We start from the raw sequence: 26,114 nt of genomic DNA, 5'->3' as shown, positions 1-26,114 counted from the left end.
AATATAGAAGGTTTCCCGCTTTGGGAAATGACGGCTTTTAGATTTTGATTGGATCATCCATGGCATTAATTCCGGTAACCATTTTGACTGGCTTCTTAGGAAGCGGCAAAACCACTTTGCTCAAACACATTCTGACTGAAGAGCATGGCAAAAAAATTGCTGTGATCGAGAATGAATTCGGCGAAGAAAATATTGATAACGATATCTTGGTGCAAGACAACCAAGAGAACATCGTGCAGATGAGCAATGGTTGTATTTGCTGCACTATCCGTGGCGACCTTGTAGAGGCGCTCAATGAGCTTTGGGAGCAACGCAAAGACAAGAAGATAAGTTTTGATCGCGTTGTGATTGAAACCACTGGCGTGGCCAACCCAGGCCCGGTAGCCCAGACATTCTTTATGGACGATGATGTTGCCGACCATTACGTTTTGGATGCTGTGGTGACTTTGGTAGATGCCAAACATGGCCAGCAGCAATTGAATGAACATGAGGAGGCTCAGCGCCAAGTTGGCTTTGCCGACCAGATCTTTATTACCAAGACAGATTTAGTGACGCCTGGTGAAGTAGATGCTTTGCGTAATCGCCTGATGCATATGAATCCGAGAGCCCCGATTGCAGGTATTTCTAAGGGCGTAGTGCCTTTAAATGCAGTTTTGGACCTCAAGGGCTTCAATTTAAATGCCAAGCTGGATATTGATCCGCATTTCTTGGAGCAGGACGATCATGATCATGCCAATTGCGGCCATGACCATAGCCATGACCACGATCATGACCATAGCACCTGTGGACACGATCACAGTCATGATCACCAGCATCACCATGGCCACGCAGGCCATACAGATCGCATTCAATCCTTCGTTTTTCGTAGTGATAAACCCTTTAATCACAAAAAGTTGGAAGATTTCCTAGGGGGCATTTTGGAGGTCTTTGGTGAGAAGATGCTGCGCTACAAGGGCGTGCTCTATGTGAAGGGAAGTAGCCGAAAAGTGGTGTTTCAGGGCGTTCATCAGATGATGGGTAGCGATTTAGCTGGCCCATGGGGTGCTGAACCCAAGCAAACCCGTATGGTCTTCATAGGTATCGATTTGCCTAAGGACACCCTATTGGCTGGGCTTGAGGGATGTTTGGCCTAGGAAGATTCGGGTACAATCCGCCGCCACGGCGGTTATTATGAATATTGAAGAATATTGATTAAATGGCTGTAAAAGTTTGGCAGAATGGGGCAATAATGCTTCAAATCAGGAAAGAATGAAATGACGGTAAAAACAGCAACAAAACCAGCAACTGCTGCAAAAGCTAGCAAAGCTGCGAGCACTAAAGTTGCAAAAGGTGCCCCACTAACTGAAGCGGAATTGCTCAAGATGTCCGACAAGGACTACATGAGTGCTGCGCAGTTGGATTTTTTCCGTCAAAAATTACTCACTCTTAAAGACGACATTTTGAAAAATGCATCTGAGACGACTGAGCATCTTCGTGAAAATATTTTGGTTCCAGATCCTGCTGATCGTGCAACGATTGAAGAAGAGCATGCGTTGGAATTGCGTACGCGTGATCGTGAGCGTAAGTTGCTCAAAAAAGTAGAGCAAGCACTGGCGCGCATCGAGTCTGGTGACTACGGTTGGTGTGAAGAAACAGGTGAGCCAATTGGCCTGAACCGTTTAATTGCAAGGCCTACAGCCAATTTATCTCTTGAGGCTCAAGAGCGTCGCGAACTCCGTCAAAAATTGTTTGGCGAATAAATTTTAAGTAGCAATGACTAAGCATTTACCAACTATTAGTGATATTTCGCCTTTATTGAAGGCGGAGATTCTGGCTGAGGCTTTGCCTTACATCCGCTCTTATCACGGCAAAACGATCGTGATTAAGTACGGCGGAAATGCTATGGTTGAGGAGCGACTCAAAGAATCTTTTGCGCGCGATGTCATTTTGTTGAAGTTGGTTGGCATGAATCCGGTAGTGGTTCATGGCGGCGGACCACAGATTGATGAAGCCCTCAAGAAAATTGGTAAGACCGGTACCTTTATTCAGGGTATGCGCGTGACCGACGAAGAAACTATGGAAGTAGTTGAGTGGGTTCTCGGTGGCGAAGTGCAGCAAGACATCGTTATGTTGATTAACCACTTTGGCGGCCAAGCGGTTGGCTTGACTGGTAAAGATGGTGGCCTCATTCGCGCCAAGAAAATGCTGGTTGCTGATGAAAAGAATGCTGGCGGAACAATTGATCTAGGCTTTGTAGGTGAAATTGAGGCCATCAACCCTGCAGTTGTGAAAGCGTTGCAAGACGATGCATTTATTCCGGTGATTTCACCAATTGGATTTAGTGAAGAAGGCCAGGCTTACAACATCAATGCAGATTTGGTAGCGGGCAAGATGGCTGAGATCCTCCATGCGGAGAAGTTGGTAATGATGACCAATATTCCGGGTGTGATGGATAAAGACGGCAAGTTGCTTACTGACTTAACTGCTCGTGAGATCGATGGCTTGTTTGCTGATGGCACGATTTCTGGCGGCATGCTACCTAAAATTTCTTCTGCATTAGATGCAGCCAAGAGTGGCGTGAATTCAGTGCACATCATCGATGGTCGTATCGAGCACTCTTTATTGTTAGAAATCCTGACCGAGCAGGCGTTCGGAACGATGATTCGCTCGAGATAAGTAAACAAACATGCGTGAATCTATAGAGCCAGCAGATATCAACGCCAGCAACGCTGATGCTGGCAAGGCCCGTAAGCGCCCCCGCCCAGGTGAGCGCCGCTTACAGATTTTGCAAGTGCTTGCTGAGATGTTGCAAAACCCTAAAAGTGAGCGCGTTACTACTGCGGCCTTAGCCGCCAAGATTGAAGTTTCAGAAGCCGCTCTCTATCGTCATTTCGCTAGTAAAGCGCAGATGTTCGAAGGCCTAATTTCTTTTATTGAGCAAACAGTTTTCGGATTGATTAATCAAATTAATCAAAAGGAAGAATCTGGCCTTGCTCAAGCGCGCGGTATTTTGCAGATGCTCTTATTCTTTGCCGAAAAGAATCCTGGAATGACTCGTGTTCTATTGGGAGATGCATTACTACAAGAAGATGATCGCTTACAAGAGCGCATTACTCAGGTGTTAGATCGTGTTGAGGCTTCGCTGAAGCAGGCTCTGCGTATTGCTCAAACCCAAGGTGGTAATTGGGCGCAGCTGGGTCAAGAAGAGGTCAGCATCCGTGCTGCTATGTTGATGAGTTTTGTTTTGGGGCGTTGGCATCGCTTTGCCCGTAGCGGATTTAAAAAGTTGCCGACAGAAGCCTCTGATGTTAGTTTGCGCCTTCTCCTGTCAGAATGAGCGAGCTACACCTCTCTAGAAATACTATTCATTTTGCCGAGCCCCTGCCTTTGCAGAGTGGCGCCATGTTGTCTGGCTACGATTTAGTGATTGAAACTTACGGCAAACTCAATGCTGATAAAAGTAATGCCGTACTAGTTTGTCATGCGCTCAATGCATCTCACCATGTAGCCGGCCCAAGCCCAGAAGACCCTAAGGACATTGGTTGGTGGGACAACATGATTGGTCCAGGCAAGCCCGTGGACACCAATCACTTCTTTGTTATTGGCGTAAATAATTTAGGCTCTTGCTTTGGCTCTACTGGGCCGATGAGTATTAATCCTGCAACCGGCAAGCCTTATGGCTCTGAGTTCCCTGTAGTTACTGTCGAAGATTGGGTAAATACTCAAGCCCGTTTGGCGGATAAGCTGGGTATTCGCAAATTCGCTGCGGTAATGGGGGGCAGTTTGGGCGGCATGCAAGCAATGGCTTGGTCAATTCAGTTTCCTAAGCGCTTAGAGCATTGTGTTGTGGTCGCATCGACCCCAAAACTCAGCGCACAAAATATTGCATTTAATGAAGTTGCACGTAATGCCATTTTGTCTGACCCTGATTTTCATGGCGGCAATTATTACGAGCATGGCGTTGTGCCTAAACGTGGTTTACGTTTGGCTCGTATGGTTGGCCACATTACTTATTTGTCTGATGACGATATGGCCGAAAAGTTTGGACGTGAATTGCAGCGCCCTAATGGCGAGTCAAATGACTACCGCTTCAGCTTTGATGTGGAGTTTGAGGTCGAGAGCTACTTACGCCATCAGGGCGATAAGTTTTCAACCTACTTTGACGCCAATACCTACCTGCTTATTACGCGCGCGCTAGACTATTTTGATCCTGCGCGCCGATATGATGGCAGCCTGGATCGTGCTCTGGCAGAGGTTCAGGCTAAGTTTTTGGTGGTGAGCTTTTCAACCGATTGGCGTTTCCCGCCTAATCGTAGTCGCGAGATTGTTCAGTCTTTGTTGAGTAATAAGAGCGAAGTCACTTATGCTGAAATTGATGCGCCACATGGTCACGATGCATTCTTGCTAGATGATGCGCGCTATCACAATCTAGTAAGGGCTTACTTTAAGCAAATGCGCGAGGCTCAAGTATGAGTAACTTTAATAAGCGCGCTGACTTTGCTGCCATAGCCAATTGGATTGCACCTAATACTCAAGTTTTGGATCTTGGTTGTGGTGACGGCAGCTTCCTGGAATTTTTGCAGAAACAAAAACCAGTTCACACCTATGGCGTTGAGATTGATGATGCACGCGTTCTCTCTTGTGTGCAAAAAGGTTTGAACGTGATCCAGCAGGATTTAGAAGGTGGCTTAGCGCTCTTTGAAGATAATAGTTTTGACACGGTCGTGCTGTCACAGACCTTGCAAACCATTCATCAAACTGAAAAGATTTTGCGCGAAGTCGTTCGCGTGGGAAAAGAGTCAGTAATTTCTTTTCCAAATTTTGGACATTGGTCCCATCGCCTTGCTGTGGGCTTGGGCCGCATGCCAGTCTCGAAGAGCTTGCCTTATCAGTGGTACAACACGCCTAATGTACGCGTACTCACTGTTGCTGACTTTGAGAAGTTGGCATCTAGTCTTGGACTTAAGGTTCTCGACCAATGCATCTTGCATGAGGGTCGTCAGGTTACCTTGATGCCAAATCTATTTGGCAGCCTCGCTTTATTCCGCATTCGTCGCGCATAGAATATAAATTCAAAGGTGTTGACCGCAGTCCAATCTTGGTTAAAAGACTTTCGGGTTTATCTCGAATGGCCTTGTCTGCGAATGCTCTTCTTGGGCTTCTCTGCAGGGTTGCCTTTATTGCTGATTCTGGGCACGCTCAGTTTTTGGTTGCGCGAAGCAGGCATTGATCGCAGTACGATCGGCTACTTAACTTGGGTTGGCTTGATCTATGCTTTCAAGTGGGTTTGGGCTCCGCTCGTAGATCGTTTGCAAATTCCTTTGCTCACAAAGTTATTTGGTCGCCGCCGTAGTTGGCTGCTCTTTGCGCAAGCGCTCATCATCTTGGGTCTTGTTGGCATGTCCACTTTGGATCCTAAGCTTGCTCTCAATTCCATTGTTTGGTGTGCGCTATTAGTGGCATTCGGTTCTGCTACTCAAGACATTGCATTGGATGCCTTTCGAATTGAGTCAGCTAATAGTGATCATCAGGCTGCTTTAGCGGCCACCTATCAAACTGGCTATCGACTGGCTTTAATTTGGGCTGGCGCTGGCGTTCTTTGGCTAGCTGCTCGTGCCGAATCAGGCAGTGGTTACGATGCGAGTGCATGGCAATTTGCTTATCTCTGTATGGCCGCCTCAATTGGGGTTGGTGTTGTAACGACCTTGTTGAGCAAAGAGCCGGCAAGATATGAGCTAGCAAAAGTTCGCACTGCCAAAGCATGGCTGTACCAAACCTTGGTTGAGCCTTTTGCAGAATTTATCACTCGCTATCGTTGGCATGCAGTATTGATTTTGTCTTTAATTGCCGTCTATCGCATTAGCGATGTGGTGATGGGCATTATGGCTAATCCATTTTATGTTGATATGGGCTATACCAAAGATGAAGTTGCTGCAGTAAGTAAAGTTTTTGGTGTGGTAATGACTTTAGTGGGAGCCTTTCTGGGTGGCGTACTCACTTTGCGTTTTGGTGTATTGCGAATACTATTTGTAGGCGCAGTGCTTTCAGCAGTCAGCAATTTGTTATTTGCTTGGCTTGCAACGCAGGGCCATGATTTGCATGGACTCATTTGGGTAATCTCTGCTGACAATTTAAGTTCTGGAATCGCCAGCGCAGCCTTTATTGCCTTCTTGTCGTCACTTACCAATATCCGTTACTCGGCAACTCAGTACGCTTTGTTTAGTTCGATGATGCTGCTCTTGCCTAAATGGCTGGCGGGCTTCTCCGGAGTGTTTGTCGATAACTTTGGCTACCAAGCATTCTTCTACGGCACCGCCATTATTGGCGCCCCCGTCCTATTGCTGATTTGGGTAACCATTCATTTCAAGATCGTTCAGATCAAAAAAGAAGGGGAGTAAAGAAGAGTAAGGGCGGTAAAAAAGATACCTTCCGCCTTTCTTGTTGCTTAGATTTTCCAGTCGTAGTCCACGGTCAGTGGTGCATGATCTGAAAACTTTTCTTCTTTGTAAACAGCGGTTTTTTTGGCGGTAGCAGCAATGCCTGGTGTGCTGATGTGATAGTCGATACGCCAACCAACATTCTTTGCATAGGCTTGACCACGATTACTCCACCAGGTGTAGCAAGTTTCAGTTGCCTCTGGTTCAAGTTCGCGATAGACATCGACGTAACCTACTTTGCTAAATAAGTTAGTAAGCCATGCGCGCTCTTCGGGTAAGAAGCCAGAATTTTTGAGATTGCCTTTCCAGTTCTTGAGATCAATTTCTTGATGGGCAATATTGACGTCACCACATAAGACGATTTCACGACCAGATTTTTTGAGCGCTACGAGATGTGGCAGGAAGCTATCAAGATAGCGATACTTGGCTTCTTGGCGCTCGGGCGAGCTTGAGCCAGAGGGCATATAGACGGAAATAACAGAAAGCCCTTTGAAGCGTACTTCTACATAACGCCCCTCGGCATCGAACTCCTCATTGCCATAGCCGTACAAGACCTCGTCTGGCTTATGGGGGGTATAAATCCCGCAGCCGCTATAGCCTTTTTTCTCGGCATGATGGAAATAGCCATGCATGCCATCGGGGTTGAGGATGGCGTCTTCTAAGTCATCACGCTGAGCCTTGAGCTCTTGCATGCAAATGAAATCAGCCTTTTGCTTAACAGCCCATGGCAGAAAGCCTTTTTTGACTGCAGAACGGATACCGTTGAGGTTCGCGGAAATGATGCGTAACATGTAGGCCTATGAGCTCAAATAATTCAAATCAAGATAACTTTATTCGTTTTGCCTTGGAGGCAAAGGTTTTGTCCTTCGGGGAGTTTAAAACCAAAGCGGGAAGACTCTCACCCTATTTTTTTAATGCCGGCGAATTCAATGATGGCGCTCGTTTAAGCGCCCTTGGCCGTTACTACGCCAAAGCCCTGCAAGAATCCAATCTGCAGTTCGACATGCTTTATGGGCCTGCTTACAAGGGAATCACCCTTGCAGCGGCAACTGCTATCGCTTTAGCGGATGACGGTATTAATGTTCCTTATGCCTATAACCGCAAAGAAGCAAAAGATCATGGCGAAGGCGGGATGCTAGTTGGGGCACCAGTAAAAGGGCGCGTAGTCATTATTGATGACGTGATTTCTGCGGGCACTTCAGTCAGAGAGTCTGTCGATCTCATTCGGAAAGCAGGCGCAGAGCCTGCGGCAGTATTGATTGCTTTGGATCGTATGGAGCGCTCAGGGAATGCAATCGAGATTGGTGAAAAATCTGCCGTGCAGGCAGTAGAGCAAGAGTTTGGTTTGCCAGTAATTTCGATTGCTAATCTGGCTGGCTTGATGTCCTTCTTAACGGCATCAAGCGATACTCAGTTAACTAATTATTTGCCTGCAGTTAAGGCTTATCGCGAGAAATACGGAATCTAAGAGAAATAGCTTTTAGATCTCTGTTTCGCCTTCAAAGACGGTAACTGCCGGACCAGTCATGATGACTGGCTGGGCATCGCCATTAATCATTCCGCCCCAAGCAATTTGCAGGTCGCCACCGCGCGTATGCACTTTCACTGGCGAGTCTAGTAAACCCCTGCGGATGCCTGAAACCACGGCTGCGCAAGCACCAGTACCGCAGGCTAAGGTTTCCCCGGCACCACGCTCAAAGACGCGCAACTTAATTTCATTGCGATTAATTGCTTGCAGGTAGCCTACGTTTACCTTTTTCGGAAACGCAGAAAACTTTTCAATCTCAGGACCTTCTTCTAAAACGGGTGCGCTATCAACGTCACCAACCACTTGCACTGCATGTGGATTGCCCATCGAGAGAACGCCAACTAAGCTGTCGTGCGTTGCAGGATGGTTGAGTGGTAGCGCATACAACATCTCTTGAAACTCTTGAATGCTTGCCAGGCCATTGGCGTTAAATGGAATGTGACTGTGTTCAAAAATAGGCGCACCCATATCCACCTCAACCTGACCATCAGGATGAGACTTCAATGTGAGGACGGTATGTGCAACCTCGACACGCAAAGGATTCTTATTAGAGAGGCCTTGATCTAATACAAAGCGAACAAAGCAACGAGACCCGTTGCCGCATTGCTCTACTTCGCCTCCATCGGCATTAAAAATTCGGTACCGAAAATCAGCGTCTGGGCGCGTTGCTTTTTCAACTAAAAGAATCTGGTCGGCACCAATGCCAAATTGACGATGGGCCAAGGCTTGCCATTGCGCTTTGGTGATGCCACTCAAGTCTTGATCAATGCCATTGATCACAATAAAGTCATTGCCAGCACCATGCATTTTGGTGAAGCGTAGCTTGCGTACTGGATTGCTAGTATTGGTACTCAAAATATTTCCGTTTAATCGTAAAGACTGGGTTCGCCTTCGGGTCTGTGTTTAAAGCGCTTATGAACCCAATAGTACTCTGCCGGTCTTTCGCGAACAAGTTCTTCAATATATTGATTTAGGCGTGCGGTATCTTTTTCAACATCATCGCTAGGAAAGTTTGGCAGGGGCTCGCTGATATTGCAGGTATAGCCTTTACGGTCTTTGTTCAAGGTAGTCGTCATGAGGCATACCTCAGCACCGCTCAGCCTAGCCAAGCGCGATACTGAGGTGATGGTATTGGTTTGAATGCCAAAGAAGGGCACAAAGACTGAGTCACGTGGGCCTAGATCAATATCGGGGGCGATGAAAATAAAGTTGCCAGTTTGAATTTCTCGAATGAGATCGCGTAAGCGGCTCTGTCTTTCAATCGACTTTCCACCAAAACGATTTCTCCACTCGATCATTTTTTGGTTGAAGAATGGATTCTTCATATTTTGATAGAGGCCAGCGCCACGGGGCCAGTCATGCTCATTAGCCAGTACTGAAAGCGCCATAAAACCACCTTCAAGGCCAACAAAGTGAGGATTAATGAGTAGACGTGGCTTGCGATCGCCTAGAGTAATGGCTGATTTGATTGTGACGATATCGGTAATTTGTTTGCCGCTGCCCAGCCAGATACGACTTCTCTCTAATACGCTGCGACCAAACAATTTCCAGTGCTCAATTGCAAGTTCATCAATTTCTTTTTCATTGAGATTAGGAAAGCACAAACGCAAATTGGTTTTGACAACATGAGTGCGGCCATTGGGTATATGGGCTGCAAGCCAACCTAGACCATAGCCTACATGGACGGTTATGGTGTACGGCAGAAAAGCAAAGAGACGCAAAAGACTAAGCGCTAAGAAATTGAAGAGGTTTTGTAACCAGGTCATTTCGAAATTTTATAACTAATTCTATAGCTAAGTGCTTGGTGGCAATTCTGCACCGGCAGGATGCTTATAGCGGTTGTATGACCAGATGAATTGTTCTGGTGCGACGAGTACAGCATTTTCAATCGCAACGTTCAACTCTGCGGCAGCAATGGTGGCGTCTTCAGACAGAGGCTCAAGACGAGTTGCCTGCATGAGCCAGCCTTGACCAATGTCTTTGCGCTTGGCGGTAAACATCACTACTGGCGTGTTGTTGCGGTTGGCAAGACGCGCTGGTAATGGCGTTGTGTAAGCGGGGCGCCCAAAAAATGGCACCCATACACCCTCACCCCCACTGGGCACTTGATCTGGAAGAATGCCGATAGCCTCGCCGCGTGTGAGTGCCCGCGTCATTTGACGCACGCCATTCAGGTTGGTCGGAACAAAATGCATGTTTGGATAAGCGCGACCTTCTTCAACCACTTCATTGAGCCATTCTTGGCGTGATGGACGATACAGAATCGTTGCTGGAAAATGTTGTGCCAAGACACGCGGAATGATTTCAAAGCCGCCAAGGTGTGGAGTAAGCATGACTAAGCCATGTCCTTCGCCAATCGCTGCTTCAACTACATCCCAGTTTTGCACTTCAACCAACTGCAGTGCTTTTGCAGGGTTGCGCCAAATCCACAAGCTATCTGAAAACAACATTCCGGAGGCTCTTACGGCGCTCCAAAGCCTGAAAGGGAGTCCCCGTGCAATAACAACAGCTTCATATTGCGGTCTAAAGAACGAGCGATATTGTTTGGAGCCTACATAAGCCAACATGCCTAAAAGGGCTCCAATTACCTGCATAAGCGCAAGAGGCAGCACGGCAATCGTATTGAGGCAGAGCTTAAGTAGGAGTTTTCTCACCCCCTAATGATATTCAATGCCGCTCTCAGTGTGTGGATTTCAGCATGCCTTGCCGAATAAGGCATTTTTCGGATAAAATTCCCCCATCGCTGAGTTAAGGCAACTTGCAGGGCGATTCATAAATTCTGCTAAAGCGTCGCCGTTGTGGTTCCTGGCACGTCGAGTTGTCCCAATGATCGTGTTAATTTTTAAAGGAATATGCAATGGCAAATGATTACTTCTTTACCTCAGAATCCGTTTCTGAAGGTCACCCCGATAAAGTAGCAGACCAAATCTCTGATTCGATTCTTGATGCCATCTTGGCTCAGGATCCAACTGCACGTGTTGCAGCAGAAACTTTATGTAATACCGGCTTGGTTGTTTTGGCTGGTGAAATCACCACTAACGCTAACGTTGATTACATCCAAGTGGCTCGTAATACCTTGCGTGAAATTGGTTACGACAACACTGCTTACGGTATCGACTACAAAGGTTGTGCAGTGTTAGTTGCTTACGACAAGCAAAGTCCTGATATCGCTCAAGGCGTTGATAAGGCCCATGATGATGGCTTGGATCAAGGTGCCGGTGACCAAGGTCTGATGTTTGGTTACGCTTGTGATGAGACTGCAGAGCTGATGCCTTTGCCGATTCACTTGTCACATCGTTTGGTTGAGCGCCAATCACAATTGCGTCGCGATGGCCGTTTGAATTGGTTGCGCCCTGATGCGAAGTCACAAGTGACATTGCGTTATGTGGATGGCAAGCCTGACTCCATCGATACAGTTGTGTTGTCTACTCAGCACGATGAAGATATCTCTCTCGAAAAATTGCGCGAAGCAGTCATCGAAGAAATCATCAAACCAGTTTTGCCTAAGCACTTAATCAAAGGCGCAATTAACTTTTTGGTAAACCCAACAGGTCGTTTTGTTATTGGCGGCCCACAAGGCGATTGCGGTTTAACTGGCCGCAAAATTATTGTGGACACTTACGGTGGTGCAGCTCCTCATGGTGGTGGCGCTTTCTCAGGCAAGGATCCATCCAAGGTTGACCGCTCTGCTGCATATGCTGGTCGTTATGTTGCGAAGAACGTAGTTGCCGCTGGTTTGGCAAGCAAGTGCTTGATTCAGATCTCTTACGCGATTGGTGTTGCTAAGCCTACTTCAGTGATGGTGAGCACATTTGGCACTGGCAAGATTTCGGATGAGAAGATTGCTCAATTGGTTTCTGAGCATTTTGATTTGCGTCCAAAAGGTATCGTGAAGATGCTCAATCTCTTGCGCCCAATTTATAAAAAGACTGCTGCTTATGGCCACTTTGGTCGTGAGGAGCCAGAATTTACATGGGAGCAAACAGACAAAGCGGCTGCATTACGTGCCGCAGCAGGTCTGTAAGTAGGAAATACGTAGTTTGTAGTCGTATTGAGGCGAAATATGCCGTAATTGTTTACAATTACGGCATACCTTCAAGGAGCGTTGCAAGGAATGCTGAGACCCAGCACTTCCCCAGGCTTGAAGGGAGTGGATTCTAAGGTAACCCCCAGAGTTTGCTAATTGCAACCGCGCTCGCTAACCCATGATTCAATGGCTAGCGAGTTTCTACTCCAGCATTGGATCGTATTTAGCTGGAGCATTAATGAATACCGTAACTGACTTAAATAACTTTGTTGCAACTCGTTGCGCAATTGCTGATATTTCTTTAGCTGACTTCGGCCGTAAAGAAATTGCGATTGCTGAAACTGAGATGCCTGGCTTGATTGCCATTCGTGACGAATTTTCTGCACAACAGCCATTGCGTGGCGCACGCATTACTGGCTCTTTGCATATGACCATTCAAACTGCAGTGTTGATCGAGACACTTGAGGCGCTTGGCGCTGAAGTTCAATGGGCTTCTTGCAATATTTTCTCTACACAAGATCATGCAGCAGCAGCGATTGCCGCTAATGGCACACCAGTGTTTGCGATTAAGGGCGAAACTCTTGAGCAGTATTGGGACTTTACCCACCGTATTTTTGAGTGGGCTGATGGCGGCTACACCAATATGATTTTGGATGACGGCGGCGACGCTACATTGTTGTTGCACCTTGGCGCACGCGCTGAAAAAGACCAAGCTTGCTTAAGCAATCCAACTAGCGAAGAAGAAACCATTTTGTTTGCTGCCATCAAGAAAAAATTGGCGCAAGACCCAACTTGGTATTCAACACGCTTAGAAAAAGTTAAAGGCGTTACAGAAGAAACGACTACTGGTGTTCATCGTCTGTATCAAATGTTTGCTAAGGGTGAGTTGAAGTTCCCAGCAATTAACGTGAATGACTCTGTAACCAAGAGCAAGTTCGACAATCTTTATGGTTGCCGCGAGTCTTTGGTTGATGCGATCAAGCGTGCTACTGACGTGATGGTGGCTGGTAAGGTTGCTGTAGTTTGTGGTTACGGCGACGTAGGTAAAGGCTCTGCGCAAGCATTGCGTGCTTTGTCTGCCCAAGTTTGGGTTACTGAAGTAGATCCAATCTGCGCATTGCAAGCTGCAATGGAAGGCTACCGTGTGGTAACAATGGATTACGCTGCTGATAAAGCAGACATCTTTGTTTCTGCAACAGGCAACTACCACGTGATTACACATGACCATATGGCTAAGATGAAAAATCAAGCCATCGTTTGTAACATTGGCCACTTTGATAATGAGATCGATGTTGCTGGTATTGAAAAGTACAAGTGGGAAGAGATCAAGCCACAAGTTGACCATGTGATTTTCCCAGCTGCTAATGGCAAGCCTGAGAAGCGCATCATCATTTTGGCTAAAGGCCGCTTGGTTAACCTCGGTTGCGGTACAGGACACCCTTCATATGTGATGAGCTCTTCATTTGCAAACCAAGTGATCGCACAAATCGAATTGTGGAATGCAGTAGGCACAGATAAATACCCAGTGGGTGTTTACACATTGCCTAAGCATTTGGATGAAAAGGTTGCACGTTTGCAGCTCAAGACTCTCAATGCAGAGTTGACAGTATTGTCAGACCAGCAAGCTTCTTACATTGGCGTAACGAAGGAAGGCCCTTACAAGGCTGACCACTATCGCTATTAATCCAGTCACATAGAAACCTAGGCCCAAAATCATGGAATTAAGCGTCGAATTCTTTCCTCCAAAAACACCTGAAGGTGAGAGTAAGTTGCATCTGGTGCGCGAGCGTTTTTCTGAAACGCTTAAGCCTTCGTTTTATTCCGTGACCTTTGGTGCCGGTGGCTCTACTCAGTCTGGCACATTAAAAGTGGTGAGCGATATACATGCTGCTGGTGCAGCAGTTGCTCCTCACTTATCTTGTGTTGGTAGCTCACGTGAAAGCGTGCGCGAGATGCTCAAGCAATATCAAGCATTAGGTGTGAAGCGCATTGTGGCTTTGCGCGGTGACTTGCCATCTGGCATGGGCCAGTATGGTGAGTTTCATCATGCGAACGAATTAGTTGAATTTATTCGTGCAGAAACAGGCGATTGGTTTCACATTGATGTAGCTGCATATCCAGAGACCCATCCACAGGCAAAGTCGCCTGCTAGTGATGTGGACTTCTTTGTGCAAAAAATGAAGGCAGGCGCAAACTCCGCCGTCACTCAATATTTTTATAACAGCGATGCTTACTTCCGCTTTGTGGACGAGGCCTATGACCAGGGCGTAATACAGCCGATCATCGCCGGCATTATGCCGATCACCAATAGCAGCCAGTTATTGCGCTTTTCTGATGCGTGCGGCGCTGAAATTCCACGCTGGATTCGTTTGCGTCTTCAGTCTTATGGTGATGACATTGCCTCAATTCGTGCATTTGGTGAAGAAGTAGTGACAGACTTATGTGATCAGTTGTTAACTGCAGGCGCACCCGGAATTCACTTCTATTCGCTGAACCAGGCTGATGCAGTTTTGGCGATTGCTGATAACTTAGATTTAACAAAGTAAATCAACTTAGTAAGCCAGACTCCGTCAAAAGCATATCTAGAGGCTCATCATGAGTTTGAGCCGCCCACTGGGCATCATCTAATTTTTGCCAATCAAAACCAATCCCAACGCAAACCAGCTTGGAATTTTTCTTTCTGAGATCGGCTAGGGTGCGATCAAAATATCCGCCACCATAGCCCAGTCGCCAGTAATGCGGTTTACCGTTCTCAACTGAGCTGGACCAGCCAACGCAGGGAATCAGAATGCAGTCCGGATTGATGAGTGGTCTTAAGGCATTGTTGGGATCTGGCTCTGGTACGCCATGCTTACTGGGAATTAATTGATCCCCTTGGCACCATTGATAAAAATCGAGATGTTTATCAATGGTGCCAAGGGGCAGCGTGAGAGTCCGGTTGGGGGCATTTTTAACCCAGGCCAGCAAGGTGGAGCGTAAATCAACTTCATCCTGAATGGGCCAATACAGAGCAATGGATTGCCAAGATTTACCTTGCTCTGCTAGCAATTGATTTAAGTGATCGATTAGGCAGGCTTGAATTTGAGCGTAATTTTGCTCAGATGCAAAGCTAGTGCGTTGTTTCAGTAAATTTTGACGAAGAGTTTTTGGTGAATTCTCGTGCATATCGACCATTATCAGGCGAAAATTAAAGAATATAGTAATCAAGTATCGCAGGGCCGAAGCCTTGCAAATAGAGATAGGGTTAGATCGCAAGAATGAAGTCTGCAACAGTTAATAGCAAATACCATCAGTGGGCCAAAATTCTGGTTTTGGGTCTAGCGCTTGGCATATCCAATTCTTATGCAGAAAAGCTAAAAAAGCCAAACCTACCCAAGTCTTATGAGAGCAAAGCAGCTCCTGCCGAAATTACTGATACTGATCGGATGTTCATCGATTTGCGTGAGGCAGCAAAAAAGAACGATGTATTTCGTACCCAGCAGCTTTCATCTAATTTAGCCAATTACCCATTTGATGATTACGTAACTTATTTCCGGATCAAGCCGCAGCTATTTGATAGTGCTGGTGGAGCACGCAATGATTACAGCGCCGATGCTCAGGTCGTTGCTTTTTTAAATCAGTACCAGGGTACAGCACTGGCTGATCGTATGCGGAATGACTGGCTTTTGGTGTTGGGTAAGCGCAAGGACTGGGCGCGCTTTGATGCGGAGTATGCCAAATTTGTTTTGGATGACGACACGCAAGTAAAGTGCTACTCCTTGTTATCAAAGTTATCGCAAGGTGAGAATCCAACGAAGTTGGCAATTGATTCCCGATCGGTGCTGTTAGATCCTAGTTATTTTGGTCAGGCATGCCAAGAATTGGTTCCCTCATTAGTTGCTGCTGGCGGCATGACTCCCAGCGAAGCTAAAGCCATTGGTCGCGCTGCAAGCGAGAGGGGTTATGACACCATGGCTCGTCGCCTTGGTGGTGAAGATCCAATTGGAGATATCGTCAAAGCAGCGAAGGCGGACCCATCCAAGGCCTATCGTGACTTTTCTCAAAGCGCATCTCGCTATAGCAAAGAAAACCAAGCAGTCGCATGGGGCGTGATCGGACAATTTTTGGCGAAGAAATTAGATCCGAATGCAGATGATGCGTATCGCCTCCAGCAAGAGCTTGGTTATAACGAGCTCCTTTCCGTTGAATCGCAAGAATGGAAAGTGCGCGCAGGATTGCGTGCTAAGGATTGGGTCTTGGTAAAAAATGCAATTGATGGCATGAACCCTGCGGTACGCAGCAAAGATCCAGCATGGACCTATTGGTACGGTCGTGCGCTCAAGGCCGAAGGTCAAGATGTAAAAGCCAAAGAGAGTTTTGAATTAATTGCTGACCAATACAATTTTTATGGGCAACTTGCGCGTGAAGAGTTGGGCAAATCAAATCATGCGCCCGCTAAAACCAAGGTAACCGAGCAAGAGATTGATGCAATGGCCAGCCGCAAGGGCTTTATTCGTGGCGAGCGTTTATATGCCATGAATCTTCGCTTTGAAGGCAACCGTGAGTGGAATTGGGAATTGCGCAATATGACTGACAAGCAGTTGATTGCAGCAGCTGAGTATGCAAAGCGCATCAACCTGTATGACCGTGTCGTTAATACTGCAGATCGTACCAAGCAAGAGCACGACTTTAGTTTGCGTTATCCAACGCCATACAAAGAGGAGCTTTCTCCAATTGCTCGCCAGATTGATTTGAATCTTGCCTGGGCTTATGGCTTGATTCGTCAAGAGTCGCGCTTCATTATGAATGCTGCTTCATCTGTAGGCGCATCAGGATTAATGCAGGTGATGCCAAATACCGCGAAGTATGTTGCTAAGAAGATTGGCATGACAAACTACACCAATGACAAATTGAGCGATACCAATACCAATCTGACATTGGGCAGCAATTATCTCAATATGGTTCTTGTTGATCTGGATGGATCTTGGGTTTTAGCTTCTGCGGCATATAACGCAGGCCCTTCTCGCTCAAAAGCTTGGCGTGAAAAATTATCCGGTCCAACAGAGGGTGCTATTTTTGCTGAGACTATTCCATTTACTGAGACGCGTGTTTATGTGAAGAATGTACTTTCTAATGCAAATTACTATTCATCAGTCATCAATGGTTCTACACAGTCATTAAAACAGCGCTTAGGTGTTATTACACCAAAGGCTGCAACTCAATCTGAGCTTCCTTAAACAATCAATTACTGCGTAAAGCAAAGAAAGCTTCTTATGAAATATGACATCCTTCTCATCGGTGGCAATGGATTTGTGGGGCGAGTCATTGCTGCGCAACTTCAGCTTGCGGGCTATTCTGTATTAGTGCCAACGAGCCACTTAGTTGCTGCACGTGAATTGCGTATGTTGCCTAAAGTGCATGTGGAAGAGGCTGATATTCATGAGTTTGATGAATTGCAGAGTCTTTGTGGGCGTATCAAGCCTAATGGCGCAGTGATTAATTTGGTCGGCGTGTTGCACGATAAGCCAGCACAGCCTTATGGAAAAGTGTTTAAGGCTGCGCACGTAGAGTTGCCAAAAAATATTATTACGGCGATGCAGTTGCATGGCTTAAAGCGCTATTTGCATATGAGCGCATTGGGAGCCGATTCTCAAGGCCCATCAATGTATCAGCGCAGTAAAGGTGATGGCGAGGCTGCGGTCAAAGAAAGCAATTTAGATTGGACTATCTTCAGGCCATCGGTCATCTTCGGTGCCCAAGATCAGTTCATTAACCTGTTTTCTAAATTGACTAAGTTATTTCCTGCTATGCCTTTAGCAAATCATCAGGCGAAATTTCAGCCGGTAAGCGTGGATGATGTTGCGACTGCATTTGTGAAATCTTTATCAATGCCGCAAACAATTCACCAGTCTTATGATTTGGTGGGCCCAACGGTTTACACCATGAAAGAAATTGTGGAGTTCGCTGCGCGTAAAGCCAAGACCTCTTGCGCCATTATTCCAGTACCAGCCTTTGTGGGCTACCTACAAGCATTGGCATTTGAATTCTTGCCTGGTCCTACATTGATGTCACGTGACAATATTGCCTCCATGAAAGCGCCTAATGTCTTGCCGGTAAATGGAGTTGATGCTTTGACGGATGTATTCAAAATGAGTCGTCGCACTTTAGAGGGCATGCAGTAATGAAAATCTACGCAGTGGGCGGCGCCATCAGGGACACCCTCATGGGCTTGCCTGTGCACGACATTGATTATGTTGTGGTTGGATCCAGCGTAGAAGAGGTGATAGCCAAGGGCTTTCGGCCTGTTGGTAAAGATTTTCCAGTGTTCCTACATCCAGAGACGCAAGCTGAATACGCGCTTGCCCGTACTGAGCGCAAGACTGGTAAAGGCTATAAAGGATTTCATTTCTATGCCGATCCTTCCGTTACCTTGGAGCAGGATTTAGAGCGTCGAGATTTAACCATCAATGCAATGGCGCAAGAAGTGGGTGTCGACGGAAAACAATTCGGTCCGATTATTGATCCACATAATGGTCAAGAAGATTTAGCAGCCAAAATATTTCGTCATGTATCAGATGCATTTGCCGAGGATCCACTGCGCTTATTGCGAATTGCTCGCTTTGCTGCACGCTTCCCAGAATTTAGAGTGGCTGACGAAACGCTCATTGCCTTAAAAGCGATTGTTCAGTCCGGTGAATTAAGCGCATTATCAGCAGAGCGAATTTGGCAGGAGCTGGCTAGAGGCCTAGTCTCTGCCAAGCCCATGCACCTGTTTCAGGTTTTATTAAATACTGGGGCCGCTAACACTGTATTGCCGTCATTGCTGACTTCCAAGCTGGCAGAAGAGTCTTTCCGCGAGGAGCTCATCGCGCATTTGGCTTTGGCAGGTAATAGTCTAGAGGAGCGCTGCGCTGTTGCGCTAATGCACCTACCTGCTAGTGAAATTCGTTCATGGGCGGATTGCGTTCGTATGCCAATCGATGTGCGAGATTTCAGTGAAATATTTAGCGATCTAAGAGTGTTAATCAATAAGTATCGCGATACCTCTTATCAGGCGATTGATGTTTTGGCTTGGTTTAATCGTGCGGATGTTTGGCGTAAGCCAGATCGTGCTCAAGCGATTTTGAATCTTGCAGAAAAGTTGGCAATGAATGTTTCCGCTTTGATCAATGCAATGCGTAATGCACAATCCATCAATACTGCAGAAATTATTGCTGGTGTTGCTGCAGAAGATCGATCCAATGGCGAGCGCATTGGTAGCGCATTTGAGTCTGCCAGGTTGGCTGCAATCACTGCGGCTCTAGAGTCTTAAGAACAGTCAGAACTACAGTCTGTTTCTTCCGCGCAAGCCCGGCAAGTCTTCAAGTACATGCCCTGGCAACAGACTTTCTAAGTTTTTAGAAAATGCAAAGGCCTTAAACAATTCGCCCATCTCGGCTTCAGACAACAACTTTTGTAAAGAGTTCGAGATTGGTAGAAAAGTTTCTGGGTCACTGGGGTCGCCTATCTCCAACGCAATATCGCCTATGCCTGCATCCAGAAGGTATGCAGCCTGATTTGTCAGATAAACATCATCAGCATTTTCAGCTAATGCACTGCGAGCAATTTGCGACCACTCAACGTGAGTTGTAATGTCGCAAAGACCTGGAAGGTGGAATGGGTCTTGAATTGCGTGATGACGGTGATGAGCCATCAAGGTGCCTTCGAGCCTTTGCGGGTGGTAGTACTCGCTTTCCGGAAAGCCATAGTCAAAAGTAAGAAACAATCCAACATCTAAATGCTTGGCAACTTGTTGCATCCAAGCATTCGCAGGCGCATGTAATTCTGTGACATAACCTTCTGAGAAATTTCCACTGAGCAGACTTTCGGGGAGCAGTTGTTGCTCAACTGGGGAACCCAATTTCCAAGCTAGTTTGTCATTCTCCAAAGTAACGCCATACCAATACCAAAAACCATTCTGAAAAATGATGGCGTCACAAGGAATGGCATCAATTACTTCGTTTGCAAGAATGACGCCCGCGAATTTTTCTGGTAGTTCTGTGAGCCAGGTGCACTGAGTGTTGAGATTGAGTTGCTCAACAGTATTTCTAATTCTTTCTTGTTGACGTTGAGCTAGGTCTGGTGAGATTTCAATAATGTCGTAACGAGCCAAAGAAAACCCAAGATCATTTAGGCGGGTCAGTATGGAAGTTGCCAGCTTGCCCGTGCCGGCACCAAATTCCAAAATCTGAGCAGGTAACCCTTTTTCCTTGAGTCCCTCAAGTACTGGCAAGAGGGTAGAGCAAATAGCAGCGCCAAAGAGGGGGCTAAGTTCGGGGGCTGTCGTGAAATCACCCCCAGCTCCTAGTTTATGGGCGCCTGCGCTGTAGTAGCCCATTCCAGGCTCATAGAGAGCCATCTCCATGTAGCGAGAAAATGGCAGCCAGCCGCCTTCTGAGGCGATTTGGGAGGCTATTTTGGCCTTTAAAGCGGCACTATGCTCCGTTTCAAGGCTGGTCAAGGTAATATCCATAGCTCGCTAGTCTAAGAGAATTTAATTGAACCCTAGTTCAACGACCCCATCCCAGCAAAAAAAGGCAGTTTTAGTGACTGGCGCCGCCAAGCGTCTAGGTCGAGAAATTGCCATGCAGTTTGCCCGTCAGGGTTGGGATGTAGCAGTTCATTATGGGCGATCTGAGCAAGAGGCCCAAGAAACCATCAGAGAAATCGAGATGATGGGTGTGAAAGCCCAGGCTTTCCAGGCGGACTTGCTTGATGAGGCTGCCACCAAAGGGCTTTTCTTCAATGCGAGTAAGGCCTTTCCTGGTTTAGCTTGCCTGGTAAATAGTGCATCCATCTTTGAATACGATCGCGCCAACTCAAGCACTCCGTTAAGTGGAAAAAGTTTGCAAGATCATATGCAGGTTAATTTGACAGCGCCCATTTTGTTATCTCAATTGATGTTTGAGTATCAAAAAAGTAAAGCCAATACTTCTGCAGGGATCCCTGCTGTTATTCCAGCAGTAATTCAATTGCTAGATCAAAAGTTAATCAATCTCAATCCAGATTATTTGTCTTACACCCTGTCTAAGGCCGCACTACTTTCTTCTGTTGAGTTGTTAGCTATGGATTTTGCGCCGCATTTGCGAATAGTCGGATTGGCCCCTGGAATATCTTTGCCATCAGGTGATCAAACAAATGACGGCTTTTCAAAGGCGCATCAAATGACGCCACTAGGAAAATCTTCAACGCCTGCAGATATTGCAAAAGCAGCAGTATTTTTAGCTGAATCTAGCGCTATTACTGGAACGACTTTATATGTCGATGGCGGACAGCACTTACTGCCATCATCACGTGATGTGATGTTCAAAACCAATTAAGTATTTTTAAAAAGTAAATATTCATGCACGCAATTCTTTCTCATCCTGCTCTTGTTGACTGTCGTCGTTTATTTTTACGCGACTATGAGATCTATATCAACATCGGTGTTCATGATTTTGAGAAAAAAGCAGAGCAACGCGTTATTTTGAATGTAGACCTCTATATTCCGCTAGGGCTTAATACGCCAACCCAAGATCAGTTGGATGAGGTGGTGGATTACGACTTTATGCGTGAGACCATTAAGGCTAGAGCCTCGCAGGGCCATATTCATTTACAAGAAACTTTCTGTGATGACATTGTGACTGCGATGTTGCTGCACCCTAAAGTCTTGGCTGCACGTGTGAGTACAGCCAAACCAGATGTATATCCAGACTGCCACTCGGTGGGCGTTGAAGTGTTTCGCATCAAAGCATCTTGAGTAAAAGAATTTAGAAAAGAACTCTTATGGGCGATATTCGTAAAGTTATCTTCGAAGAAAATAAGCTAGAGAAAAAACTCTGTCGCTTGGTTGGTCAAGCTATTGGTGACTTCGGCATGATCGAAGAGGGTGACAAGGTAATGGTATGTGTATCGGGCGGCAAAGACAGTTATGCCATGCTTGATATTCTGATGAAGTTGCGTGAGCGTGCACCGATCAATTTTGAAATTATTGCGGTGAACTTAGATCAGAAGCAGCCTAATTTCCCTGCCGAAATATTGCCAAATTATTTGAAGAGCTTGGGCGTTCAGTATCACATCGAAGAGCAAGATACTTACAGCATTGTGAAGCGCGTAATTCCTGAGGGTAAAACTACTTGTGGATTGTGTTCACGCTTGCGCAGGGGAATTTTGTATCGCGTAGCCGATGAGTTGGGTGCAACGAAGATTGCTTTAGGCCATCATCGCGATGACATTCTAGAAACTTTGATGCTCAATATGTTCTATGCAGGCAAGCTAAAAGGCATGCCTCCAAAGTTGCGCTCTGATGACGGCAAACATATTGTGATCCGCCCATTGGCATATGTTCCCGAGAAATTGCTTGAGCGTTATGCGGCAGATATGAATTTCCCCATCATTCCGTGTGATTTGTGTGGAAGTCAGCCAAATCTGCAGCGTCAGGTAATGAAAGAAATGCTGCGCGAGTGGGAAAAGAAGCATCCAGGCCGGGTGGAGAACTTATTCCGCTCAATGCACCACATCGTCCCATCTCATTTGATGGACGGTGAAGCCTTTGATTTCAAAAATCTCGAGATTTCGACTGAGTTATCTGGAATTGCCGCTAGATCAACTGGTGACAGGGCTATTGATGAGGCTGATTTAGACGAATTGGCCTGTGGAACCATGATTCAGGGGACTTATAATTCCCCTTTATGAATATCGTCATTTTGGCTGCTGGGCAAGGAAAGCGGATGAAATCCGCTCTGCCCAAGGTCCTGCAAACTTTGGCAGGCAAGCCCCTGCTCCAACACGTTCTCAGTACCGCTCTTTCACTACAAGATAAGAAGGCTAAATCTGGTCCTGTTGTAGTAGTTGGTCATGGCGCAGCAGACGTCAAAGCATTTTTATTAAATGCAAGTAAAGAAGACTCCAGTTTTAGCAAGGTAGCGACGGCGCTTCAAGCGGAGCAAAAAGGAACGGGCCATGCTCTTCTGCAGGCCCTGCCTAAATTAGATACTCAAGAGCCCACATTAGTTTTGTACGGCGATGTTCCCCTCACCACAAAAAAGACTTTGGCTAAATTAGCAAAGTTAGCTGATGGTGTTCGTGGTCAAGACAGTGCCCTTGCGCTCCTCACGCAAAACCTTGCCAATCCAACTGGATACGGTCGGATTGTCCGTGACGTAGATGGCTCTGTGAAAGAGATCGTTGAAGAGAAAGACGCAACGCCTACGCAAAAAGCAATCCAAGAGATCAACACCGGCATCATGGTGTTGCCAACAAACTCATTAAAGAAGTGGTTGAAAGCTTTGCGTGCAAGTAACGCCCAAGGTGAGTATTACTTGACTGATGTGATCGCGATGGCTGTTAAAGATGGCGTACCGATTCGTACAACGCAAGCTGATGATGAGTTTGAAACGGTTGGCGTTAATAGCCGCGACCAACTCGCTGCGTTAGAGCGCGTTCACCAACTCAATATTGCAAGCCAATTGATGGATGCGGGAGTATCACTTGCTGACCCAGCACGTATTGATGTGCGTGGCACTCTAGAGTGCGGCACCGATGTCTCGATTGATGTTGGCTGCGTCTTTGAGGGTTGCGTCACCTTAGATGCCGGCACAAAGATTGGCCCTTACTGCGTGATTCGCAATAGCGTGATTGGTAAAGGCGTGTCTATTCATGCATATAGCCATGTAGATGGTGCAAAAGTAGGCAATCAATCAATCATTGGCCCATACGCACGTTTACGCCCTGGCGCAGATTTATCCAATGATGTGCATATTGGTAATTTCGTAGAAGTGAAGAACAGCAAAATTGCTGCTAATAGCAAAGCAAATCATTTGGCCTATGTTGGCGATTCCATTGTTGGCTCAAGAGTCAATATTGGTGCTGGCACGATCACATGTAACTACGATGGCGTGAACAAACACCAGACCATTATTGAGGATGATGTTTTTATTGGCTCCGATACTCAGTTAGTTGCACCAGTGCGTGTAGGCCGTGGCGCGACATTGGGTGCTGGCACAACTCTTACTAAAGATGCCCCTCCAAACCAGCTGACTGTTTCTAGAGCTAAACAAATTTCATTGCAGTGGCAGCGCCCTGTTAAGCAGGAAAAGAAAGTTGTAGCTAAAAAAACGGCAGTGAAAAAAATTGCCACCAAGAAAGTGGCAGCTAAAAAAATAGCTGTAAAGAAAGTTGTCAAGAAGACGGTTAAGAAAACCGCAAAGGGTAAAAAATAATGTGCGGTATTGTTGGTGCGGCCTCCCATAAAAATATTGTTGATGTTTTGGTTGAGGGCTTGCGCCGCCTAGAGTACCGAGGTTATGACTCTTGTGGATTTGCGGTGATTAATGGCGATGATGCAAAACACGCTATTGAAAGAGCGCGCACGACTGCTCGCGTTTCTGAATTAGGTGAGCAAGGTAAAGATTTCTTCGGCACCCTAGGTATTGCCCACACGCGTTGGGCTACTCATGGCAAACCAGATACACAAAATGCCCACCCCCACACTTCAAATGGTTTGATCGCAGTTGTGCACAACGGCATTATTGAAAACTATGAAGTTCTGCGTTCAGATTTAAAAGCCGCTGGATATGTATTTACTTCTGAAACAGATACGGAAGTGATCGCTCATTTAATTCATCAGCAGTATGTAGCAAGTGGTCAAAAAGATATTGCCAGCTCTGTAAGAGCAGTGTTACCTAAGTTGCATGGTGCATACGCCATTGGTGTGATCGCTCAAGATAATCCAAGCACTCTAGTGGGCGCTCGTGTCGGCTCCCCTTTGGTGGTTGCCATTGGCGACCATGAGCATTTCTTAGCCTCTGATGCTTTGGCTTTAGCGGGACGCGCTCACTCCATGATGTATTTGGAAGAGGGTGATGTTGCGGTTCTCAAGGCGGACAGTATTGAGGTAATTGATCAAGTAGGTAAGGTCGCCCAAAGAGAGCTTAAGCCCATGCCAGCTCAAGCTGAGTCAGTTGATCTTGGGCCGTATCAGCATTACATGCAAAAAGAAATCTTTGAGCAGCCCAGAGCAATTGGCGACACGCTTGCCAACATCGCTGCCTTCGGCCCTGAACTATTTGAAGCTAAACCAGAAGACTGGAAAGCTTTCAATCAAGTATTGATTTTGGCTTGCGGTACCAGCTACTACTCCGCATGTGTTGCTAAATATTGGCTAGAAGATATTGCCGGTATTCCGACACAAGTTGAAATTGCGAGTGAGTATCGCTATCGCACAACTGTACCCAATCCAAAAACATTGATTGTGGTGGTCTCACAATCTGGCGAGACTGCGGATACCTTAGCCGCCTTGCGTCATGCCAAGAGCCTAGGCCATCAGTACACATTGGCAATTTGCAACGTGGCAAGCAGCGCTATGGTTAGAGAAACAGGTTGGCATTTCTTGACCAAAGCTGGTGCTGAAATTGGGGTTGCTTCTACGAAAGCATTTACAACGCAGCTATTAGCGCTTTATCTCTTGGCGGTTTCAATTGCTAAACGTGATGGCAAAATTTCTCCTGAAACAGAAAAAGAAATGCTTCGCGAGTTGCGTCATTTGCCAAAAGCGCTTCATGCAGTTCTGGCTCTTGAGCCTCAAATCATTGCATGGAGCGATGCTTTTGCTAAGTGCGAGAATGCTTTGTTCCTTGGCCGTGGCATGCACTATCCCATTGCGCTTGAGGGCGCATTGAAGCTAAAAGAAATTTCTTACATTCATGCAGAGGCTTATCCAGCTGGTGAGTTAAAGCATGGCCCACTTGCATTAGTCACTGACAAAATGCCGGTAGTTACAGTAGCGCCGAATGACATCCTGTTGGAAAAACTCAAATCCAATATGCAAGAAGTAAAAGCGCGTGGTGGTAAGCTTTACGTGTTTGCTGATCAAGATAGCCACATCTCAAGCAGTGAGGGCATCAATGTCATCAAGCTACCTGAGCACTATGGCAACCTCTCACCAATATTGCATGTAGTTCCTCTTCAGCTATTGGCGTATCACACAGCTTGTGCGCGCGGCACTGATGTGGACAAGCCTCGAAACCTAGCAAAGAGCGTTACGGTCGAATAAGCATTTCCTGCAGATTTATGTGAAAAAACGGATATTTTCACAAACCTAAAACAATTTATAGATTTTTGTATTACTATTTCACGCATCATTTTA

25 protein-coding genes and 1 riboswitch are annotated in these 26,114 nt (G+C 46.4%); of the genes, 19 read left to right on the top strand and 6 right to left on the bottom strand.

All coding sequences use genetic code 11. The annotated features are described in order from the left end of the window. Nucleotides 1-59 precede the first annotated feature (59 nt). From ICN18_RS02250 to ICN18_RS02220, 7 genes are all read left to right on the top strand, one after another. Complete coding sequence (locus tag ICN18_RS02250) at nucleotides 60-1,133, top strand: CobW family GTP-binding protein (protein WP_216188930.1); 1,074 nt, start codon at nucleotides 60-62, stop codon at nucleotides 1,131-1,133. 228 nt (nucleotides 1,134-1,361) lie between these two features. Continuing rightward, nucleotides 1,362-1,739: an RNA polymerase-binding protein DksA gene (dksA, locus tag ICN18_RS02245; RefSeq protein WP_088525877.1), complete on the top strand. Its 378-nt coding sequence runs from the start codon at nucleotides 1,362-1,364 to the stop codon at nucleotides 1,737-1,739. Nucleotides 1,740-1,752: 13 nt separating this feature from the next. Beyond that, a complete protein-coding gene (gene argB / locus ICN18_RS02240) occupies nucleotides 1,753-2,655 on the top strand; it encodes an acetylglutamate kinase (protein ID WP_216188929.1) in 903 nt (300 codons plus the stop codon). A 10-nt stretch (nucleotides 2,656-2,665) separates the two neighbouring features. Beyond that, nucleotides 2,666-3,316, top strand: coding sequence for a nucleoid occlusion factor SlmA (slmA, locus tag ICN18_RS02235; RefSeq protein WP_216188928.1), 651 nt, complete (start codon nucleotides 2,666-2,668; stop codon nucleotides 3,314-3,316). Then, nucleotides 3,313-4,452 carry a homoserine O-succinyltransferase MetX gene (metX, locus tag ICN18_RS02230; RefSeq protein WP_216188926.1) on the top strand — a complete coding sequence of 380 codons (1,140 nt, stop codon included), beginning with the start codon at nucleotides 3,313-3,315 and terminating at the stop codon, nucleotides 4,450-4,452. Before slmA ends, metX begins: the two co-directional genes overlap by 4 nt. Further along, the gene (metW, locus tag ICN18_RS02225; RefSeq protein WP_216188924.1) at nucleotides 4,449-5,042 is read left to right on the top strand and encodes a methionine biosynthesis protein MetW; all 594 of its coding nucleotides are present in this window, start codon (nucleotides 4,449-4,451) and stop codon (nucleotides 5,040-5,042) included. Before metX ends, metW begins: the two co-directional genes overlap by 4 nt. A 15-nt stretch (nucleotides 5,043-5,057) precedes the next feature. Further along, nucleotides 5,058-6,377 (top strand): AmpG family muropeptide MFS transporter, encoded by a 1,320-nt coding sequence (locus ICN18_RS02220; protein WP_369411850.1) that lies wholly within the window; start codon nucleotides 5,058-5,060, stop codon nucleotides 6,375-6,377. A 47-nt stretch (nucleotides 6,378-6,424) separates the two neighbouring features. Here ICN18_RS02220 and ICN18_RS02215 read toward each other — a convergent pair whose 3' ends face one another. Continuing rightward, nucleotides 6,425-7,207: an exodeoxyribonuclease III gene (locus ICN18_RS02215; protein WP_216188922.1), complete on the bottom strand. Its 783-nt coding sequence runs from the start codon at nucleotides 7,205-7,207 to the stop codon at nucleotides 6,425-6,427. 8 nt (nucleotides 7,208-7,215) lie between these two features. Here ICN18_RS02215 and pyrE point away from each other — a divergent pair, with 8 nt between their 5' ends. Beyond that, the gene (pyrE, locus tag ICN18_RS02210; protein WP_216188920.1) at nucleotides 7,216-7,884 is read left to right on the top strand and encodes an orotate phosphoribosyltransferase; all 669 of its coding nucleotides are present in this window, start codon (nucleotides 7,216-7,218) and stop codon (nucleotides 7,882-7,884) included. 12 nt (nucleotides 7,885-7,896) lie between these two features. On the opposite strand, the gene dapF is transcribed toward pyrE, so the two are convergent. The 3 genes from dapF to ICN18_RS02195 are packed head-to-tail and all read right to left on the bottom strand — an operon-like array spanning nucleotide 7,897 to nucleotide 10,598. Beyond that, on the bottom strand, nucleotides 7,897-8,751 hold the full coding sequence (dapF, locus tag ICN18_RS02205; protein ID WP_216189433.1) for a diaminopimelate epimerase: 855 nt from the start codon (nucleotides 8,749-8,751) through the stop codon (nucleotides 7,897-7,899). A gap of 59 nt (nucleotides 8,752-8,810) precedes the next feature. After that, nucleotides 8,811-9,710 (bottom strand): LpxL/LpxP family acyltransferase, encoded by a 900-nt coding sequence (locus ICN18_RS02200; protein ID WP_216188918.1) that lies wholly within the window; start codon nucleotides 9,708-9,710, stop codon nucleotides 8,811-8,813. Between the two features lie 27 nt (nucleotides 9,711-9,737). Then, nucleotides 9,738-10,598, bottom strand: a complete 861-nt coding sequence (locus ICN18_RS02195) for a lysophospholipid acyltransferase family protein (protein ID WP_216188916.1) — start codon at nucleotides 10,596-10,598, stop codon at nucleotides 9,738-9,740. Nucleotides 10,599-10,801: 203 nt separating this feature from the next. Between ICN18_RS02195 and metK the strand changes: the two genes are divergently transcribed. The 3 genes from metK (at nucleotide 10,802) to metF (ending at nucleotide 14,517) form a co-directional block, all read left to right on the top strand. Continuing rightward, a complete protein-coding gene (gene metK, locus ICN18_RS02190; protein WP_128112853.1) occupies nucleotides 10,802-11,968 on the top strand; it encodes a methionine adenosyltransferase in 1,167 nt (388 codons plus the stop codon). 67 nt (nucleotides 11,969-12,035) lie between these two features. Beyond that, nucleotides 12,036-12,148: riboswitch (S-adenosyl-L-homocysteine riboswitch) on the top strand. 61 nt (nucleotides 12,149-12,209) lie between these two features. Continuing rightward, nucleotides 12,210-13,655: an adenosylhomocysteinase gene (gene ahcY / locus ICN18_RS02185; protein ID WP_216189432.1), complete on the top strand. Its 1,446-nt coding sequence runs from the start codon at nucleotides 12,210-12,212 to the stop codon at nucleotides 13,653-13,655. Between the two features lie 31 nt (nucleotides 13,656-13,686). Beyond that, nucleotides 13,687-14,517, top strand: a complete 831-nt coding sequence (metF, locus tag ICN18_RS02180; RefSeq protein WP_216188914.1) for a methylenetetrahydrofolate reductase [NAD(P)H] — start codon at nucleotides 13,687-13,689, stop codon at nucleotides 14,515-14,517. Nucleotide 14,518: 1 nt separating this feature from the next. On the opposite strand, the gene ICN18_RS02175 is transcribed toward metF, so the two are convergent. Continuing rightward, nucleotides 14,519-15,136, bottom strand: a complete 618-nt coding sequence (locus tag ICN18_RS02175) for a 5-formyltetrahydrofolate cyclo-ligase (RefSeq protein WP_255532041.1) — start codon at nucleotides 15,134-15,136, stop codon at nucleotides 14,519-14,521. Between the two features lie 92 nt (nucleotides 15,137-15,228). Here ICN18_RS02175 and ICN18_RS02170 point away from each other — a divergent pair, with 92 nt between their 5' ends. The 3 genes from ICN18_RS02170 to ICN18_RS02160 are packed head-to-tail and all read left to right on the top strand — an operon-like array spanning nucleotide 15,229 to nucleotide 19,262. Beyond that, on the top strand, nucleotides 15,229-17,187 hold the full coding sequence (locus ICN18_RS02170; RefSeq protein WP_216188911.1) for a lytic transglycosylase domain-containing protein: 1,959 nt from the start codon (nucleotides 15,229-15,231) through the stop codon (nucleotides 17,185-17,187). A gap of 36 nt (nucleotides 17,188-17,223) precedes the next feature. Continuing rightward, nucleotides 17,224-18,132: a complex I NDUFA9 subunit family protein gene (locus ICN18_RS02165; protein WP_216188910.1), complete on the top strand. Its 909-nt coding sequence runs from the start codon at nucleotides 17,224-17,226 to the stop codon at nucleotides 18,130-18,132. Continuing rightward, a complete protein-coding gene (locus ICN18_RS02160; protein WP_216188909.1) occupies nucleotides 18,132-19,262 on the top strand; it encodes a tRNA nucleotidyltransferase/poly(A) polymerase-related protein in 1,131 nt (376 codons plus the stop codon). The genes ICN18_RS02165 and ICN18_RS02160 overlap by 1 nt, the downstream gene beginning before the upstream one ends. Nucleotides 19,263-19,274: 12 nt before the next feature. Here the strand turns inward: ICN18_RS02160 and ICN18_RS02155 are convergent, their stop codons facing one another. Beyond that, nucleotides 19,275-20,462 (bottom strand): class I SAM-dependent methyltransferase, encoded by a 1,188-nt coding sequence (locus ICN18_RS02155; RefSeq protein WP_216188908.1) that lies wholly within the window; start codon nucleotides 20,460-20,462, stop codon nucleotides 19,275-19,277. Between the two features lie 25 nt (nucleotides 20,463-20,487). On the opposite strand from ICN18_RS02155, the gene ICN18_RS02150 reads away from it, so the two are divergent. The 5 genes from ICN18_RS02150 to glmS are packed head-to-tail and all read left to right on the top strand — an operon-like array spanning nucleotide 20,488 to nucleotide 26,021. Next, nucleotides 20,488-21,309, top strand: a complete 822-nt coding sequence (locus tag ICN18_RS02150) for an SDR family oxidoreductase (RefSeq protein ID WP_216188907.1) — start codon at nucleotides 20,488-20,490, stop codon at nucleotides 21,307-21,309. A 23-nt stretch (nucleotides 21,310-21,332) separates the two neighbouring features. Further along, complete coding sequence (locus tag ICN18_RS02145) at nucleotides 21,333-21,728, top strand: dihydroneopterin aldolase (RefSeq protein ID WP_216188906.1); 396 nt, start codon at nucleotides 21,333-21,335, stop codon at nucleotides 21,726-21,728. Between the two features lie 26 nt (nucleotides 21,729-21,754). Beyond that, on the top strand, nucleotides 21,755-22,663 hold the full coding sequence (ttcA, locus tag ICN18_RS02140; RefSeq protein WP_216188905.1) for a tRNA 2-thiocytidine(32) synthetase TtcA: 909 nt from the start codon (nucleotides 21,755-21,757) through the stop codon (nucleotides 22,661-22,663). Then, nucleotides 22,660-24,189 (top strand): bifunctional UDP-N-acetylglucosamine diphosphorylase/glucosamine-1-phosphate N-acetyltransferase GlmU, encoded by a 1,530-nt coding sequence (glmU, locus tag ICN18_RS02135; protein ID WP_216188903.1) that lies wholly within the window; start codon nucleotides 22,660-22,662, stop codon nucleotides 24,187-24,189. The genes ttcA and glmU overlap by 4 nt, the downstream gene beginning before the upstream one ends. Then, complete coding sequence (gene glmS, locus ICN18_RS02130; protein ID WP_216188902.1) at nucleotides 24,189-26,021, top strand: glutamine--fructose-6-phosphate transaminase (isomerizing); 1,833 nt, start codon at nucleotides 24,189-24,191, stop codon at nucleotides 26,019-26,021. Before glmU ends, glmS begins: the two co-directional genes overlap by 1 nt. The last annotated feature ends 93 nt before the right edge of the window (nucleotides 26,022-26,114 follow it).

Origin of the sequence: Polynucleobacter parvulilacunae (genome assembly GCF_018881715.1) — a bacterium.
Classification (GTDB): domain Bacteria; phylum Pseudomonadota; class Gammaproteobacteria; order Burkholderiales; family Burkholderiaceae; genus Polynucleobacter; species Polynucleobacter parvulilacunae.
The sequence above is the reverse complement of the archived record's forward strand: the minus strand, read 5'-3'. Positions and strand labels throughout refer to the sequence as shown.